Source organism: Parabacteroides distasonis ATCC 8503 (assembly GCF_000012845.1).
Classification (GTDB): Bacteria; Bacteroidota; Bacteroidia; order Bacteroidales; family Tannerellaceae; genus Parabacteroides; species Parabacteroides distasonis.
Window position 1 is genome coordinate 2,412,342 of record NC_009615.1, and the last position, 15,135, is coordinate 2,427,476.

Annotated in this window: 10 protein-coding genes; 3 read left to right on the plus strand and 7 right to left on the minus strand. The window is 47.7% G+C overall.

Annotated features, from left to right (window positions below; translation table 11 throughout):
- Nucleotides 1-10: 10 nt before the first annotated feature.
- The 3 genes from BDI_RS10235 to BDI_RS10245 form a co-directional block, all read right to left on the minus strand.
- Nucleotides 11-1,459 (minus strand): Gfo/Idh/MocA family protein, encoded by a 1,449-nt coding sequence (locus BDI_RS10235; RefSeq protein ID WP_011966672.1) that lies wholly within the window; start codon nucleotides 1,457-1,459, stop codon nucleotides 11-13.
- Between the two features lie 150 nt (nucleotides 1,460-1,609).
- The gene (locus BDI_RS10240) at nucleotides 1,610-2,392 is read right to left on the minus strand and encodes a porin family protein (RefSeq protein WP_008780069.1); all 783 of its coding nucleotides are present in this window, start codon (nucleotides 2,390-2,392) and stop codon (nucleotides 1,610-1,612) included.
- Nucleotides 2,393-2,405: 13 nt separating this feature from the next.
- Complete coding sequence (locus tag BDI_RS10245; protein WP_005854489.1) at nucleotides 2,406-3,500, minus strand: PCMD domain-containing protein; 1,095 nt, start codon at nucleotides 3,498-3,500, stop codon at nucleotides 2,406-2,408.
- Nucleotides 3,501-3,810: 310 nt separating this feature from the next.
- On the opposite strand from BDI_RS10245, the gene BDI_RS10250 reads away from it, so the two are divergent.
- The gene (locus tag BDI_RS10250; RefSeq protein ID WP_011966673.1) at nucleotides 3,811-5,124 is read left to right on the plus strand and encodes a Gfo/Idh/MocA family protein; all 1,314 of its coding nucleotides are present in this window, start codon (nucleotides 3,811-3,813) and stop codon (nucleotides 5,122-5,124) included.
- 48 nt (nucleotides 5,125-5,172) lie between these two features.
- On the opposite strand, the gene BDI_RS10255 is transcribed toward BDI_RS10250, so the two are convergent.
- A complete protein-coding gene (locus tag BDI_RS10255) occupies nucleotides 5,173-6,693 on the minus strand; it encodes a DUF4301 family protein (protein ID WP_005854486.1) in 1,521 nt (506 codons plus the stop codon).
- Between the two features lie 175 nt (nucleotides 6,694-6,868).
- Between BDI_RS10255 and BDI_RS10260 the strand changes: the two genes are divergently transcribed.
- Entirely contained in the window at nucleotides 6,869-9,082 is a 2,214-nt protein-coding gene (locus BDI_RS10260; RefSeq protein ID WP_005854485.1) for a RelA/SpoT family protein, read from the plus strand.
- Nucleotides 9,083-9,208: 126 nt separating this feature from the next.
- Here BDI_RS10260 and BDI_RS10265 read toward each other — a convergent pair whose 3' ends face one another.
- Nucleotides 9,209-10,639, minus strand: a complete 1,431-nt coding sequence (locus BDI_RS10265) for a CCA tRNA nucleotidyltransferase (protein WP_005854484.1) — start codon at nucleotides 10,637-10,639, stop codon at nucleotides 9,209-9,211.
- Nucleotides 10,640-10,727: 88 nt separating this feature from the next.
- Between BDI_RS10265 and BDI_RS10270 the strand changes: the two genes are divergently transcribed.
- Nucleotides 10,728-11,552 carry a hypothetical protein gene (locus BDI_RS10270; RefSeq protein ID WP_011966674.1) on the plus strand — a complete coding sequence of 275 codons (825 nt, stop codon included), beginning with the start codon at nucleotides 10,728-10,730 and terminating at the stop codon, nucleotides 11,550-11,552.
- A gap of 108 nt (nucleotides 11,553-11,660) precedes the next feature.
- On the opposite strand, the gene BDI_RS10275 is transcribed toward BDI_RS10270, so the two are convergent.
- Nucleotides 11,661-14,315, minus strand: a complete 2,655-nt coding sequence (locus BDI_RS10275) for a DUF6383 domain-containing protein (RefSeq protein ID WP_011966675.1) — start codon at nucleotides 14,313-14,315, stop codon at nucleotides 11,661-11,663.
- 266 nt (nucleotides 14,316-14,581) lie between these two features.
- On the minus strand, nucleotides 14,582-14,911 hold the full coding sequence (locus tag BDI_RS10280; RefSeq protein WP_009018116.1) for a hypothetical protein: 330 nt from the start codon (nucleotides 14,909-14,911) through the stop codon (nucleotides 14,582-14,584).
- Nucleotides 14,912-15,135: the final 224 nt, after the last annotated feature.

Here is a 15,135-nt window from a genome sequence, read left to right on the forward strand (position 1 = left end):
TTAAATAGGCTTATTTACAGAAATAAGGCAATGAATACGGGTTGCGATATTGATACCAGTACAAACGGTGGGAAGCCGCCTCCTTATCATTACCGAAGCTTAATGTAGCCGGGTTCCATTTAACCGGACGGCCTAGCTCACGAGCGATATTCTGTAAGCAACAAAGCGTATTCGTACTGCAACCTACCTCAACCGGAGCGATCGGGTTCTCACGTGAACGAACGCAGTCGATGAAGTTCTGCATATGCGGAGCACTAGTCTCATAATTACCCGCATCGTTACCCTTCTTTTTGCTGTCTTTCAGCTTCTTCATATATTCCTCATACATCTTCTTACGCTCTTCCGGAGTCATCATTCTCGGGCGCTTCTCGATCAAATTCTTCAAGTCGGCGGGGATCTTAGACTGATCAGAGCAGTTGATGTAGCCACGAGCTACCTCGATCCAACCGTTATCACCAACAAACTTAATACCCTGCGCATCCGGATTATCCTCCAAATAAGGTTGTTCAGTCATTACGATACCATTCGCATAGCGCATGGTTGAATATTGCGTGCCATTGTATCCCTTAGGTGTAAACTCTACCGGACCAGAGCCATCCATACCGATAGCGGCTTGGGCGATATCGAACATATGAGCGCCCCAGTCAGCGGTATAACCATTACCGGTCTCTTGATACCAACGCCATGCGCCCCATAGTTTCTCGTTCTCTTCCGGATCCAGAGAAATAGGAGGACATAAATCGGGATGATAATGGATCTTCGGATCGTTCAACGGCCCCATCCACTGATTGAAGTTCAAATTAGCGGGAACCGGCATTTCCGGCAAGCTCAGCGGCGTAGGAGGCTCACCTACACGTGCATATATTTTCTCTATATGACCAATGGCTCCATTCTGAACCATATCGATCGCAGCTTGGAACTCTCTGCTGGAACGTTGCTGGCTACCTACTTGAAGCACACGTTTATTATTACGTACGGCTTTTACCATAGCCAAACCTTCAGCGATCGTATAAGCCAACGGTTTCTGACAATATACGTCTTTTCCAGATTGACAAGAATGAATGGTAGCCAAGGCATGCCAGTGGTCCGGGGTAGCGACCTCGATAGCGTCGATATCCTTACGCTCCAGCAAATCCTCGTAAAACTCATATTGATCACAACGTTGGTTCATTCCCTTTGAGGCTTGCCATTCAGCGACACGTCTTCTGAAACGCTCTGTTTTCATCGTGTCCACGTCACAACATGCGGCAACCTGTACGCCCGGACATGCGGCAAATCCTTTAAAGTCTGATAATGCTTGCTGACCTAGGCCGATAAAACCTAAAACGACTCGATCGCTCGGGGCGATACGGACTCCATCAATGGCCCAACTGGGAAGAATTGTTAAACTAGCCAATCCTAGTGCGGAAAGACCCAAAAACTCTCTACGGCTTACGCCCTTCTTAGTGTTTTCTTTCATGGTAATTTTGTTAATAATATAAGATAAAATGTAACTTGGTCTGAGAATGATTGCCCCAAAGTTATAAAAAATAATTTATTTCCATAATAATCTTTTAATAAAAAAGGCTATCCTTGTCCGGGATAGCCTTATTTTGATTCATATCAATTCCTAAAACGCATATCCGAAGCCTACGTTCAGATAGATCGGATACATCCCGAAGGTAATCGTATCGAAATCCTTTTGGAAGATATCGTTCAATCCCCATGTCAAGTCAGCGTATACGATAAGGTGCTTAAACGCTTTCCATTCTGTACCGATCTGCGCTCCCCACTGAAACTTTCTTAAGTTATCCGAGAAATCATAGGAAGCACGGTTGTCACCAGAAAACTCCACCTTCGTACCGGTAGGATTGATCTCACGCAGATATCCGTCGTATACGTAGCCGGAGAAGTTCCGGTTTGTAGCGAACGAGACAAATGGTCCCGCCGAGAAACTCACCCGGTTATTCAATTGGTAAAGAGCCACGACCGGTATCGAGAAATAAGAGTTCTCCACTTTCGTCTGCACGCCGCCGGTCCAGTTTCCTTTCAGCTTCTCGCCACCGGAGCCAATGATCTCCATGCTGTAATTCTTAACCGTCGCTTTTGTCTCCATACCTTTATTCTCCAGACGGAGACCGATCATCATACCCCATTCCTTGCTCTCGCCGAACCATTTCTTGATATCGCCCTCTATGGAGACACAAAGCGTAGGGCGATAACTATCTATCGCACGAATCTCACGAGGCAATGGCACCGGAGCGGTTCCGCCGATATTGATACCGGCCTTTACCGTATATTCCAATCCCCTTAGGGAAGACCAGATTATTCCTTGGTTTCTTTCCTGCTGCGCCTTCAACGTAATGACACCCGACAAGCACAGTATACCTATTAATACTATATATCTTTTCATATCCTCTGTTTTTTTAGTTCTCACCGGACTGGATTATCTCAACCTCATCGATCCAAAGCGTGCTACCTTCCGCTCCCTCGAAGACATCACCTTTCAAACTCGAAGAGAAGACTATGGATAACTGATAACCACCTTTCGCCAGCTTATCCTTATCGATCACCTTACCGGGCTTAGCCACGAACGGGATATAGAAACGCGTCCACTCATCCGTCTCTTTCTGATCGCTGATCCGGGCAACGGATATCAGGTTCGGGCTTGTCAACCCGTTGAAACCATCCAAATATTTCACATTCTCATCCGTCTCATAGAAGATGGCGTAGATATCACATTGGTCTTTCTTACCTTTTACCTCCTCGCCATTCACTTTATACGACTCTCCCGCTTTATATTTATAATAACCACTCAAGTAAGTCGGCACATGATCGAAAGGACGTCCCAATCTCGTGCCTTTCCTTGCGTCCGGAATAGCGTTCAGCAAATCAAACGTACCGATGAAAAGGTTTCCGGCGGCGATAGGCATACCGAATCCGCTACCGAAACTACCCGTGCTGCGGGTCACCAACTTAGCGCATTTACCGACATATCCGTTATCGTCTTGCATGGTTGGGAAGTCTAAAGGCTCCAATTTATTATTGGTCAAGGCAAATCCGGCATTCCCGCTCGCCCAAGTCACGGAATCTCCATTCGATGTAAAGTCATAGAATATCTGGTAACGTCCATTCTTCGGCTCCATCGTTATATGCTCGAAATGATATTCCGTGCTTACGCCGGAGACGATACAACGCACCGTATAAGTCTTTGTCCAGTGACCATCCTCGGAAGTTACCGTATAGGTTCTCGGCGTCGTAAAATCAAAAGCGGAACCACTAGCCGGAGTGATAGTAGCGCCGGGAGTCAAGGTGAATACCGGGGCTAGGTTTGTAATATCGGCGTCACTTTTCACGGTCAGTGTCACGGATTCGTTGTCGATCTCCGGCTCGGCTTTCAATATATCGCCATCCACCGTACACGACAAGATATCCGCTTCCGCATTGGGCGCCTCCTCCCGGATACATGAAACAGAGATCATCACCATAAAAAAACAGAAAAGCAAATTTCGCAAAGTCATACTCTATACATTATATTATATACAACACATCGCCCTTTTAGGGTGAACATAATGCACAAAGTTAAACTATATTCTCCAATATCGCATCCCTATATCTTTTAATAACTTTTTTTACAAAGACGCAATGGTACATATCCTTACAATACCAACCTTACCGGACAGATATACTTCAAGTACCACAGGATATATACTTCAAGTGCCATAGGATATATACTTCATCGACTAAGTAAGTAGTTAAAAAGCTATTATCATTTGCGATTGTAAAGGATTTCGCTTAATATTGCAAATACTTTAAATCAATAGTAATACCATGACAACTCGAAGAGATTTTCTCCGGCAGACCGCTTTGCTCGGTGCCGGACTTACCATCAGTCCTTTTTTCATTAAAGCCGGGAGCGCTGGTGTGGGCGCAAACGATAAGATAGGCGTCGGGCTTATCGGATGTAACGGCATGGGATTCGAAGACCTGAAAGCGTTCCTTCGTAATCCGGAAGTAGAGTGTATCGCCTTGTCGGATATTGACGAGAACGTATTGAATAATCGGGCGGCAGAGACCGAGAAGATCACCGGGAAGAAAGTAAAGCATTTATATAAAGACTGGCGTAAATTGATAGACAATAAGGATATCGATCTCGTAATCGTAGGTACTCCCGATCATTGGCACTGCCTGCAAATGGTATCCGCTTGCCAAGCCGGGAAGGATGTGTATTGTGAGAAACCGCTGGGAAATAGTATCGAGGAATGTAACATCATGGTACGGGCGGCGCAGAAATACAACCGGGTCGTGCAGGTAGGCCAATGGCAACGTAGCGATCCGCATTGGCAGGACGCCATGCAATTCGTACATAGCGGACAGCTGGGTAAGATACGCACCGTACGTGTATTCTCTTATCAAGGTTGGTGCCCCTCTATCCCCGTCAAGCCGGACGAGGCGGTGCCCGCCGGAGTGGACTATGATATGTGGCTGGGGCCGGCCCCGAAACGTCCGTTCAATCGGAACCGTTTTCATTTCACATTCCGTTGGTTCTGGGATTATGCGGGAGGTTTGATGACGGACTGGGGCGTACATTTACTGGATTACGCATTGTATGGCATGAACGTCACCGCACCGGAGTCTATCATGGCTTCCGGAGGTAAATTTGGTTATCCGGATGACGCTTGCGAGACCCCGGACTTATTGCAAACCATTTATACATTCAAGGACTTCACCGTTATGTGGGATCATGCGATCGGCATTGACGACGGGGCCTACGGACGGAATCATGGCCTAGGATTCGTTGGCGAGAACGGTACCTTGGTGATCGATCGTGGCGGCTGGGAGGTTATTCCGGAAAAGGTAAACGGACAGGCCCGCATGGAGGCTGTTCCCTTGAAGAAGTCATACGGAGAGGGTGGCTTGAATTTGCATGCGAAGAATCATTTGGAATGTATCAAGAGCCGGAACCGGAATTGCAATGCCAGCGTAGAGATCGGGGCGCATATCGCCAAGTTCTCCCAATTAGGGAATATAGCCTATCGCACGGGTAAGAAATTATCGTGGGATGGAAAGAGTTTCCATGATACGGAGGCGGATAAACTATTGTGCAAGGAATACAGGGCACCGTGGGAATTACCGAAAATATAAGGATCTAGTTGTAGGGACGGGGCACGCCCCGTCTCTACAACTGGGTATTTATTGATGTTCGGGGCGTAACAGGTCGTTCACCGTCTTCACGGGGTTGAATGTCTCGATAGGAACTTCTACGAATACCGTGTTCCAGTCGCTCATGGCACCGTTCCACAAGCCCGGCAATTCCAGCGCTTTCAATTCGCGGCCATCCTTGCTCTTATAAGAGATGAAGCCCGTATTCTTATCCACGTAATCCGGCAAGTTGTATTTCTCTCCCTTGTGATTCTTAACGGCGCAAACCAAATCCACGGGATTAAAGTGAGTACCCTTCTCAAACATCGCCTTCTTAGCCGGATCGCTCATATCGATCTGGGAGCTTTCAAGCACCTGCAAGGAAACCGTACCGTCCGGATTCACCGCCAGGAACGGACCGCCACCCGGCTCGCCCACATTCTTCACCATACCGCATACACGCAACGGGCGAAGCAGTTTGCTCTTGATATACAGGATTAACTCGGCGTCTTCCAGTAATTTCGTATCCGGGTTCTTGATACATAGGTCGTCTTGCAAGAAATGAATCATCTCCTCTACCTCGGCATGGGTATATTTGCCGGTCTCGATCTGTTCCAGATATCTGAAGGCTTTCTCCTGCAATGTTACCAAGACACCGGCGATCACCTTCTTGTAGATAACCGTAGAGCATTTGAAGCTATCCGGAACCACGTTATCTATATTCTTGATAAATACCACGTCGGCATCCACATCGTTCAAATTCTCGATCAAGGCTCCATGCCCACCCGGACGGAACAATAACTTATCATTCTTATCGCGGAACGGCGTGTTATCCATAGCGGCCGCTACCGTATCAGTACTCGGTTTCTGGATACTGAAAGAGACATCGTATTTCACAGAGAACTTCTCCTCGTACTCGCCAGATTTATCGGCAACCAATTGCTCGAATAAAGCCTGATGCTCCGGAGATACCGTGAAATGGATATTCACCTCGCCGGCGTTATTCTTGGCGTACATGGCGCCTTCGGCCAAATGTTCTTCCATCGCCGTACGAACCGTATCGGCATATTTATGGAAAAGCAACAAGCCTTTCGGTAGCTGTCCGTAATTCAAGCCTTTCGGCTCCAATAAATTGGATACCACCTCCTTGTACTCGCCCAAGGCTACCAACGCAGGAATATCTTTCCCTGTATTCTCCACGCACTTCTTGTCCAAAGCCTTATAGAAAGCGAATTTCTCGATCTCGCTAAAGAATTTCTTCTCGAAAGCGTTCATCGGTTCCTTATAATCCGCAGAAAGGAACTCGTACAGATTCTTAAACATACGGCTAGCAGCGCCGGAGGCAGGTACGAATTTTACGATTTTCTTGTTTTTAGCCAGATAAGCGTCCCAAGCATCCATATAAGAAGCCTGTTCCTCTTTAGATATTACCATAATACCTTTTTCTACCGAAGCGGAGGCCGCTATCTCAAGGAAAGGGAAACCTTTTACGAAGCAAGCGAGTTGCTCTTCAATCTGTTTTTCGCTGATTCCTTTGGCTTTCAGCTGTTCTAAATCGTTTGCGTTTAACATAGTATAGTATTTAATGTGAATAATCTCATCAGTAACACCACAAGCACTTATGCGCTATGTGTATCGCAAATGTATAAAATAACCGCAAGATACATGTTGAAATTCCATAGAAAAAAGTATTTTTACAGCATGTTTTGCGGTTTGTCCTCAACCGGGCAATAAAAATGATATAACTATGGATACAATTGGATTCTTTACGTCTGAGGAAAAGAAGCTGTTCTTCTCCAAATACAGGCTCCTGTTACGAAACCTTTACTCTTTCCTCGAGAGGGAAGATATCCGAAAGATGAAGGAGCTGATGAAGCGGGTTGTCGCCCTCGATTGCTACGGCAGGGATAAGAATGGTATCAACGGTTTATTGCGAAATATTGACACGGCCTTGATCGCCACCTTGGAGATTGGCTTGAAACGCACCTCGGTCATCGCCCTCCTATTATACCGCCCGGTATTGAAGAAAGCGATCACGATAGAGGAAGTGGAGCAGAAATTCGGAGCGGACGTGACCTTGATCATCCGTCGCCTCTTGAAGACCTCCGACCTGTATGCCCGGAACACCGCCGTCAACTCGGAGAATTTCCATCATTTGCTTTTCTCGTTTGCCGAGGACGTACGTGTGATCTTGCTTATGATCGCCGACCGCCTCTGCCTCATGCGTATGGGAAAACAGATGCAAGAGGATGATCGTATCCGGCTGGCTACCGAGGCCTCTTATTTGTACGCTCCCCTCGCCCACCGGTTGGGCTTATATACGATCAAGAGCGAGCTGGAAGACCTTTCCCTGAAATACACGGACAGGAAACAGTATGACTTCATCAAACGGAAACTGAATGAGACGAAACGTTCCCGTGACGCTTATATCGCCGAGTTCATCGCCCCGATCAAGCGGAAGCTGGCAGCGGCAGGATTCAAGTTCGATATCAAGGGGCGTACCAAATCCATACATTCCATTAATAACAAGCTGAAAAAGCAGCAGGTGGAATTCGAGGGTATCTACGATCTTTTCGCTATCCGGATCGTATTGGATACGCCGCTGGAGAAGGAACGCTCGGAATGCTGGCAAGTCTACTCCATCGTCACCGATATGTACCAGCCCAACCCGAAGCGTATGAAGGACTGGATCTCCATCCCGAAGACCAACGGTTACGAGAGCTTGCACATCACGGTGATGGGCCCGCAAAATAAATGGGTGGAGGTGCAGATCCGTACGAAGCGGATGGATGAGATCGCCGAGCGAGGCCTAGCGGCGCATTGGAAATACAAGGGCGTGAAAGCGGAGAGCGGGCTAGACGAGTTCTTGAATACCGTACGTGCCGCCTTGGAGGCCAAGGAGAATAATCCGCTCGACTTGATGCAGGATTTCAAGATGGATCTATATAAGGATGAGATCTACGTCTTCACGCCTACCGGCGAGCTTATCAAGCTGGCCAAGGGAGCGACGGTCCTCGATTTCGCCTTTGCCATCCACACGAAGCTGGGAAGCAAATGCGTATCGGCTAAAGTGAACGGGAAGAACGTACCGATCAAATACACCTTGAACAACGGCGATAGCGTATCCGTGATCACGTCGCCGGCGCAAAGCCCGAAGCGGGATTGGCTGAACTTCGTCGTCACCTCCAAGGCCCGCGTGAAGATCAAGCAGGCCTTGAAGGAGGAGACCGTGAAGGCCGTGGAGTTCGCCAAGGAGATGTTGCAGCGCCGCTTCAAGAACCGGAAGATCGACATGGACGAGCCAACCATGATGCGCTATATCAAGAAGAAAGGATTCAAGACCGTCACGGACTTCTACATCGAGATCGCCGAGGAACGCCTCGATCCCAACCAAGTAATCGACGAATATCTGGAGGCTTTCCGCAAGGAGACGGAGACGAACGAGCGCACCGAGGTGCGTAGCGCGGAGGAATTCGTGACCACGACTCCGGTGGAGGAGATATCGACGAACAAGGATGTCTTGGTGATCGACAAGAACCTGACGGGTATCGAATATAAACTCGCCAAATGCTGCAACCCGATTTATGGCGACGAGGTTTTCGGTTTCGTCTCCACGCAAGGTATCAAGATACACCGCATGGATTGCCCGAACGCCCAAGAGATGTTCAGCCGCTTCGGTTACCGGATCATCCGTGCGAAATGGAGCGGCAAGGGAGACAATGGCTATACGGTTACGTTGCGGGTGATCGGACGGGACGATATAGCGATCGTCACCAACATCACCTCCGTGATCGGAAAGGAATCGAACGTCACGCTTCGCTCCTTAAACATCAACTCGGTAGACGGATTATTCCAAGGTAACTTTACCGTATTGGTAAGAGATACGACCGCATTAAACTTGCTGACGAAAAAGATCAAGGCGGTAAACGGAGTGAAAGCGGTAGAGCGATTAAATTCTTAGACAGTGTACTGTGCACGAAGTACCGTAGTACTCTGTACGAAGTACTACAGTACCCTCTAGGAAGTACCGCAGTACTTCGTACAGGGGACTGTGCCAACTGTAAGACTGAGCCTTGTGACTATAAGATCACAGAATCGGCTTCAGCCCCATCTTCTCCGCACGTTGTATAAGGAATTGACGGGCCGCCTCATACTCGTTCGGGATCACGCCGTCGAGGATGGCGTTCTTGATCGCCTCTTTCAGCACGCCGACAGGCTTGGAGGGAGCCAAGCCAAACGTCTCCATGATCTCCTCGCCGGATACCGGGGGCTGGAAGTTACGGACACGGTCTTTTTCCTCTATATCGGCCAGCTTCTCGCGCACCTTTCGAAAGTTGTTCAAAAAACGGCGAACCTTCTCCGGGTTCTTGCTCGTGATATCGGCCTCGCACAGTTTCATCAAATCGTCGATATCATCTCCCGCGTCAAACAGCAGACGGCGGATCGCCGAATCCGTCACCTCATCGTCCGACAAGGCGATCGGACGCATATGCAGGCTTACCATCTTCTGCACGTACTTCATCTTCTCATTCATCGGGAGTTTCATCTTCCTGAAAATACCGGGGATCATCCGCTCGCCGATAAAATTATGATTATGGAACGTCCATCCCAAGCGAGGGTCGAAACGCTTCGTGGCAGGCTTGGCGATATCGTGGAAGAGGGCGCTCCAACGCAGCCATAGATTATCGGAAGTCTTGCTCAAACGATCCAGCACCATCAAGGTATGGGCGAAATTATCCTTATGCCCGATCCCCTCCTTGGTCTCCACGCCCTTCAAGGCGCAAAGCTCGGGGAAAATCAATGGCAACAGTCCGCATTTATCCAGCAAGTCGAAACCGATAGAGGGCTTTGGCGAGAGGACGATCTTGTTCAACTCGTCCACGATACGCTCCTTGGAGATGATGGAGATACGCTCCCGGTTACGGATGATGGCGTCGAAGGTGTCGGGATCGATAAAGAAACCTAATTGAGTGGCGAAACGAACCGCACGCATCATCCGGAGCGGATCATCGCTGAAAGTAACATCCGGGTCTAAAGGCGTACGGATCGTAAGCTCGTCCATATCCTCCAACCCGCCGAAGGGATCGACCAATTCTCCGTAACGCTCCTTGTTCAGGCAAAGGGCCAAGGCGTTGATCGTGAAATCGCGGCGGTTCTGGTCATCCTCCAAGGTGCCGTCTTCCACGACAGGCTTACGGCTGTCATGGCTGTAGGATTCTTTCCTCGCCCCCACGAATTCCAGCTCCAGATCGCCGGCTTTCACCTGCGCCGTCCCGAAATTCTTGAAGACGGAAAGATAAGCGCCACGCCCGATCTTTTTGGCCACTCGTTTGGCCAACTCGATACCGCTGCCAACCGCTACCACGTCTATATCCTTGGATGGGCGGTTCAAGAAAATATCCCGCACATATCCGCCTATTACATATACCTCAACACCTAGCTCTTCCGCCGCCTCCGATATCAAATGGAAAGGCTTCGCGGATATATGATTTACTATCTCTTCCTCGTTTATATACATATTTATGTATTCCAAATCCAATAAAGAGCGCAAAGATAATCAAATTTCATGTACTTTTGCGGTATCAAATACATTGAACGAGAAAGATATGAAAAAGTTAGCGATCTGTATAACGCTCATTGCTGCCATTTTAACGGGCTGTAACGGAGACGAGAAAGCGGCTCAGGCCCGTTTGGACAAGGCCCGGGCCATGTACGAGAATAACGAGTTTTTCGGGGCGAAGAACGAGATAGACAGTATCCGGGCGCTCTATCCCAAGGAAGTAAAGGTACTGAAGCAGGGATTAACGCTTATGCGCCAAGTAGAAGTAAAGGAGGCGGAGCGAAACATCGCTTTCTGCGACAGCTTACTCCCGATCAAGCTGGAGGAAGTAGAGGGATTGAAGAAAGGCTTCGCTTTCGAGAAGGATTCCGTTTACGAGGAAATCGGCAATTATATCTGGAAACAGCAGACGATCGAGCGCAACGTGCAACGTTGTTACGTACGTTGCGGCGTGAACGAGGAGGGCGAGATGTATCTGGCCAGCGTATATTACGGCGGACGCCCCATCGAGCATACGGGAATCAAGCTGAGCCTGAAAGACGGCCAATTCGCCGAGACCGCTTCCATCCCGTACGACGGCGGACTGAATTACCGCTTCAAGGATATGGGAAGCACCACGGAGGTAGTGACCTACAAGGGGGAGCACTGCGTCGATGCCGTCAAGTTCATCTACGATAACGAGAAAGAGCGGATCAAGGTGGAATACACAGGAGGCAAGCCTTACATTATATATATGGCGGACGCCGACAAGAAAGCGATCGTCAACACCTTCAACCTCGCCACCGTATTAAGCGATATCAAGAGCATGAACACCTTGAAAGAGAAATCAGAGAAGAAGATCGCTTATCTAAAGAATAAACTGGAGGAGTAGAATCCCTCCATACAAATGGCCTACCTATAAACAAAGCACCGGGACCCCTACCATACAGTAGGAATCCCGGCGTTAGTATACAGACTGATATCCACTATCAGTTATTCATCATTTAACGACGACCTTCTGGGCGGTCTCGCCATCAACGGAAACTACCACGATACCTTTCGATGCCGGCATCACGAAGTTATCTGAAGAAGCGATAGCGGAAGCGGTGGTCTGACCTAAGATGTTAGACAATGTAACCGTCTTGCCTGCCGCGTTCAAGACCGTAACGCTAGCCTCGCCAGCGATTACCGTGAAGCTGGCAACCTCTTCCAATTGTTCGTTGGAAACCGGGGTCGGAGCATTCTCGATCGTGAATGGAACGCCAACATTAGACATTACCACAACATTGTTTACCACACCTACATAAGGAGTCTTCAACTCGCCTGCGGCCACGGTGCGATTCAGCTCTTTCTGGTTCTCCAATAAGTAACCACCATCCTGAGTTGTCTTGAAGGCGAACAAAGCGTTGTTATCCAAAGACGGAACGATATTCGCTTTATCGCTGAAGCCTACACGGTAGTAAGTAGCGCCATTGCTAACGAATGTCTCGTTAGAATCCCGCAAGGATACCATATAGTAGCGAGGAGAAACAGCTTTGGTAGTTGTCTCCGGCGTATAGATCGATGTCGTGATGAAATACAACGGTTTACCAGCGATCACGGTATCGGCTTCTTGAACCCACAAAGAGAAGTTGTCAGTCTCATAAGTTGACTTCAAGATATCTTGGCCTTCGTTCTTCACTTCGGCGAAGAAATTCAGCGGATTCATCGTCAAGAACTTACCATTCGTACCGAAACGCTTGTGAGAATTGTCGATAGAAGCGTACTCTGGAGCCTCTACAGCGACAAAGTCGAAGTAGTTAACCTTATCGGAAAGGATCAGGTTCGCCGTATTCACGTTCATAAAGACATATTGAGTGGTCGCACCTACCCTTGTAGCCATCTGGTATTTGCCACCGGTCGTAGCCGTATTGAATACGAATTCCAACGGAGCGGTATAATCAGATAATTTCAACGGTCCGCCATTCTCGCTGGCAACCAAATCATTGCTGAAACGTTCTTTCAACATATAAGTCGCATGATACAAGGTATCACCTAAAGCACGGGCACCTAAACCATCCGTTACATTCTGTACGGAATCTTGGCTAACCACGATACGAAGAGCGGCTGCGTTCGCTGCGTCACCGGATTTAATCATCAATACGGAATCAGAAGTAAACGCATACAGATCGTCTACACCCGGAGTACCGGAGATTAAGTTCAATACATAACCATTATCAGCGAGTTCCTCCGCAGAGAAGTGACGAGTACCCAAGAACTTATCCTTTAAATCCACATTCGCTTGATATTCCACCGTAATAGAATCGGTGCTACCCCCAAATGTATAGGTATTGGCCATACCTTGAACGGCGAAGATCTCCTCGTTAGAAATAATAGTCGTATTCGTATTACGGTCTACAACCGAATACATTCCGTTGTTTTCCTTGATATACCATTGTCCCTTCGGTTGATAAATAGAAGGTTTGAAACCTGCCGCGGTTACCAACTTATCGGAAGCGGCACTCTTATCGTAAGCGACAGCGTATTGTCCGCCCTTATCGCCCTTGCTCGCACTCTTCAAGAAGTATACGCCTGTACCTGTAGCGATCGTAGAAGGAGTTCCCTTCGTTACGGTAATAACAGGAGCGGCTCCTTGAGCAGGTTGAGTAGAACCCGACTGCAAGTCAGATACGGTCAAGGCTTTCGTCTCGATCACGCTGGCATATACGACACGTACGTTCGGAACGGAGCTCATCGGACTTGCGTTCACGGTCGGAGCGGCAGCGGCATACATAGCCAAAGCATCGTTCTTCAAGTTGATCGTGAAATAGAATTTCTGGAAATCAGCGTTACCCAGTGTATGCAAGCCACTAGCGTCATAGGTGGAGTCAGCCGTAAACTTAGCCCCATATACACCGGTAGCACCGGCGATCACATTCTTCAATGTATCGACACCTAAGTATTTTGCTTTACCATCACTAAATACTTGGTCACCTTGGATTTGCAAGGTCACATATTTAGCGTTCGCAATAGCGCCTGTAGCGGGAGCCGCCGTATTCTTCGCTATCAAGTTCTTACCCTCGAAGATATTTCCTTGATAATTTCCTCCAAACGTCAATTGAAAGACTTGGAAACCATCCCCTAGCTCACTTGCGCTCAAATACATAGCGTCGCTAGGAGCCTCTACGGTAAATTTCGTAGAAGAAGCAGAAGAACCTAAGCTCAAGTCTGTCCCAGCTACATCCAACGCCAAGATTTGATTGTTTCCGTAATAAGCCTGAATAGCGCTACCACCGGCAGCGTCAGAGAATGTCCACTGATTCACGCCCGATGTGATAACAGGCTTTGCCGTAGATGAAGCCGCAAACGACAAAACGGCCTGTGTCTTCTTGTTCTTGAATTGATACACAGGACCAGCAGGAGTCGTACCCGCATTCGTGATTTGCCACAAGGCAGAATCAATAGCGGCTTTGGTAGCGTCTGACGCCAAAGTTTTAACAATTACTGAGTCGGCTTTCTCACCACTTAAAGACAAAACGGAAGAACCTGTCTTTAAATAATAATAGTTACCGGCTTTCCACTGAGCCTCCGGAACGGTCGTACTCGACTGAGCATTAGCCGAGAATACGCCCGCAACCATCAGGGCCGCAGCAATAAGAGTACATTTTTTGTCCATAATCAAATAGATTTTATTTATTAATCACAGTCTAAACAGGGGTTGTTTAGAAAAGGTTTTGAGGGCGTATGAGATTAACAATCGATTTAGCGTCTTATAACAAAAATCGTCCTATTCTCACGAACAGGACGACTATACTACTAAAAATGTAAACAGTGTATTTATATAGTAATATCATGAAACTATATATTTTGGAGAAAAACCGCTCCACCTTCACAGGCAAAACGGCTGGAAATCTAATCTACTCAATAAATATCTTCACAGGCTTACTCGAAATAAGCATGTTCTTTTACGACATGACCTCTGTCATCGAAATAAACCTTATATATCTTACCATTTCTGGAAAGTAATACTACCTTATACTTCACAAACGTGCTATTGTTTGACACCTCAACTGATTTCACCATACATCCCTCATAGGAAGTATTTACCGCATCACGCAATACTTGGGGCATATCAGTTACCTCGATCGGATAAAATTTATCCTGTGCCACTGTTTCCTTAGCGCTACCGGCCATCCCGGCTTGCGCTTCTACATCAGGGGCAATAAATAAGCCACATAAAGCGACAATAGCCCCGTAAACAATCTTTTTCATACCTTAAAAACCTAAATACCTAAACCTTTTTTCTCTTACATCATAAATTCGCAGTATAGGGTGCAATCTCCGTGCCAAAACTCACCCTAAAAAACGACAAGAGAATAACAAGTTGTAAATCCGACAATTAACCAAAAGCGAAGAATCAATCATTCGGTTGCCAAAGTGTGGAACAAACCGTGGAATGTGGAAAATTTCCCCACGAGAGTGTGGAATCTCTACAC

Bases quoted from the DNA above. Each gene is read 5' to 3' on its own strand.
- BDI_RS10250 (WP_011966673.1), top strand. From the start codon at position 3,811: ATGACAACTCGAAGAGATTTTCTCCGGCAGACCGCTTTGCTCGGTGCC.
- BDI_RS10260 (WP_005854485.1), top strand. From the start codon at position 6,869: ATGGATACAATTGGATTCTTTACGTCTGAGGAAAAGAAGCTGTTCTTC.
- BDI_RS10240 (WP_008780069.1), bottom strand. From the start codon at position 2,392: ATGAAAAGATATATAGTATTAATAGGTATACTGTGCTTGTCGGGTGTC.
- BDI_RS10265 (WP_005854484.1), bottom strand. From the start codon at position 10,639: ATGTATATAAACGAGGAAGAGATAGTAAATCATATATCCGCGAAGCCT.
- BDI_RS10235 (WP_011966672.1), bottom strand. From the start codon at position 1,459: ATGAAAGAAAACACTAAGAAGGGCGTAAGCCGTAGAGAGTTTTTGGGT.
- BDI_RS10270 (WP_011966674.1), top strand. From the start codon at position 10,728: ATGAAAAAGTTAGCGATCTGTATAACGCTCATTGCTGCCATTTTAACG.
- BDI_RS10280 (WP_009018116.1), bottom strand. From the start codon at position 14,911: ATGAAAAAGATTGTTTACGGGGCTATTGTCGCTTTATGTGGCTTATTT.
- BDI_RS10255 (WP_005854486.1), bottom strand. From the start codon at position 6,693: ATGTTAAACGCAAACGATTTAGAACAGCTGAAAGCCAAAGGAATCAGC.
- BDI_RS10275 (WP_011966675.1), bottom strand. From the start codon at position 14,315: ATGGACAAAAAATGTACTCTTATTGCTGCGGCCCTGATGGTTGCGGGC.
- BDI_RS10245 (WP_005854489.1), bottom strand. From the start codon at position 3,500: ATGACTTTGCGAAATTTGCTTTTCTGTTTTTTTATGGTGATGATCTCT.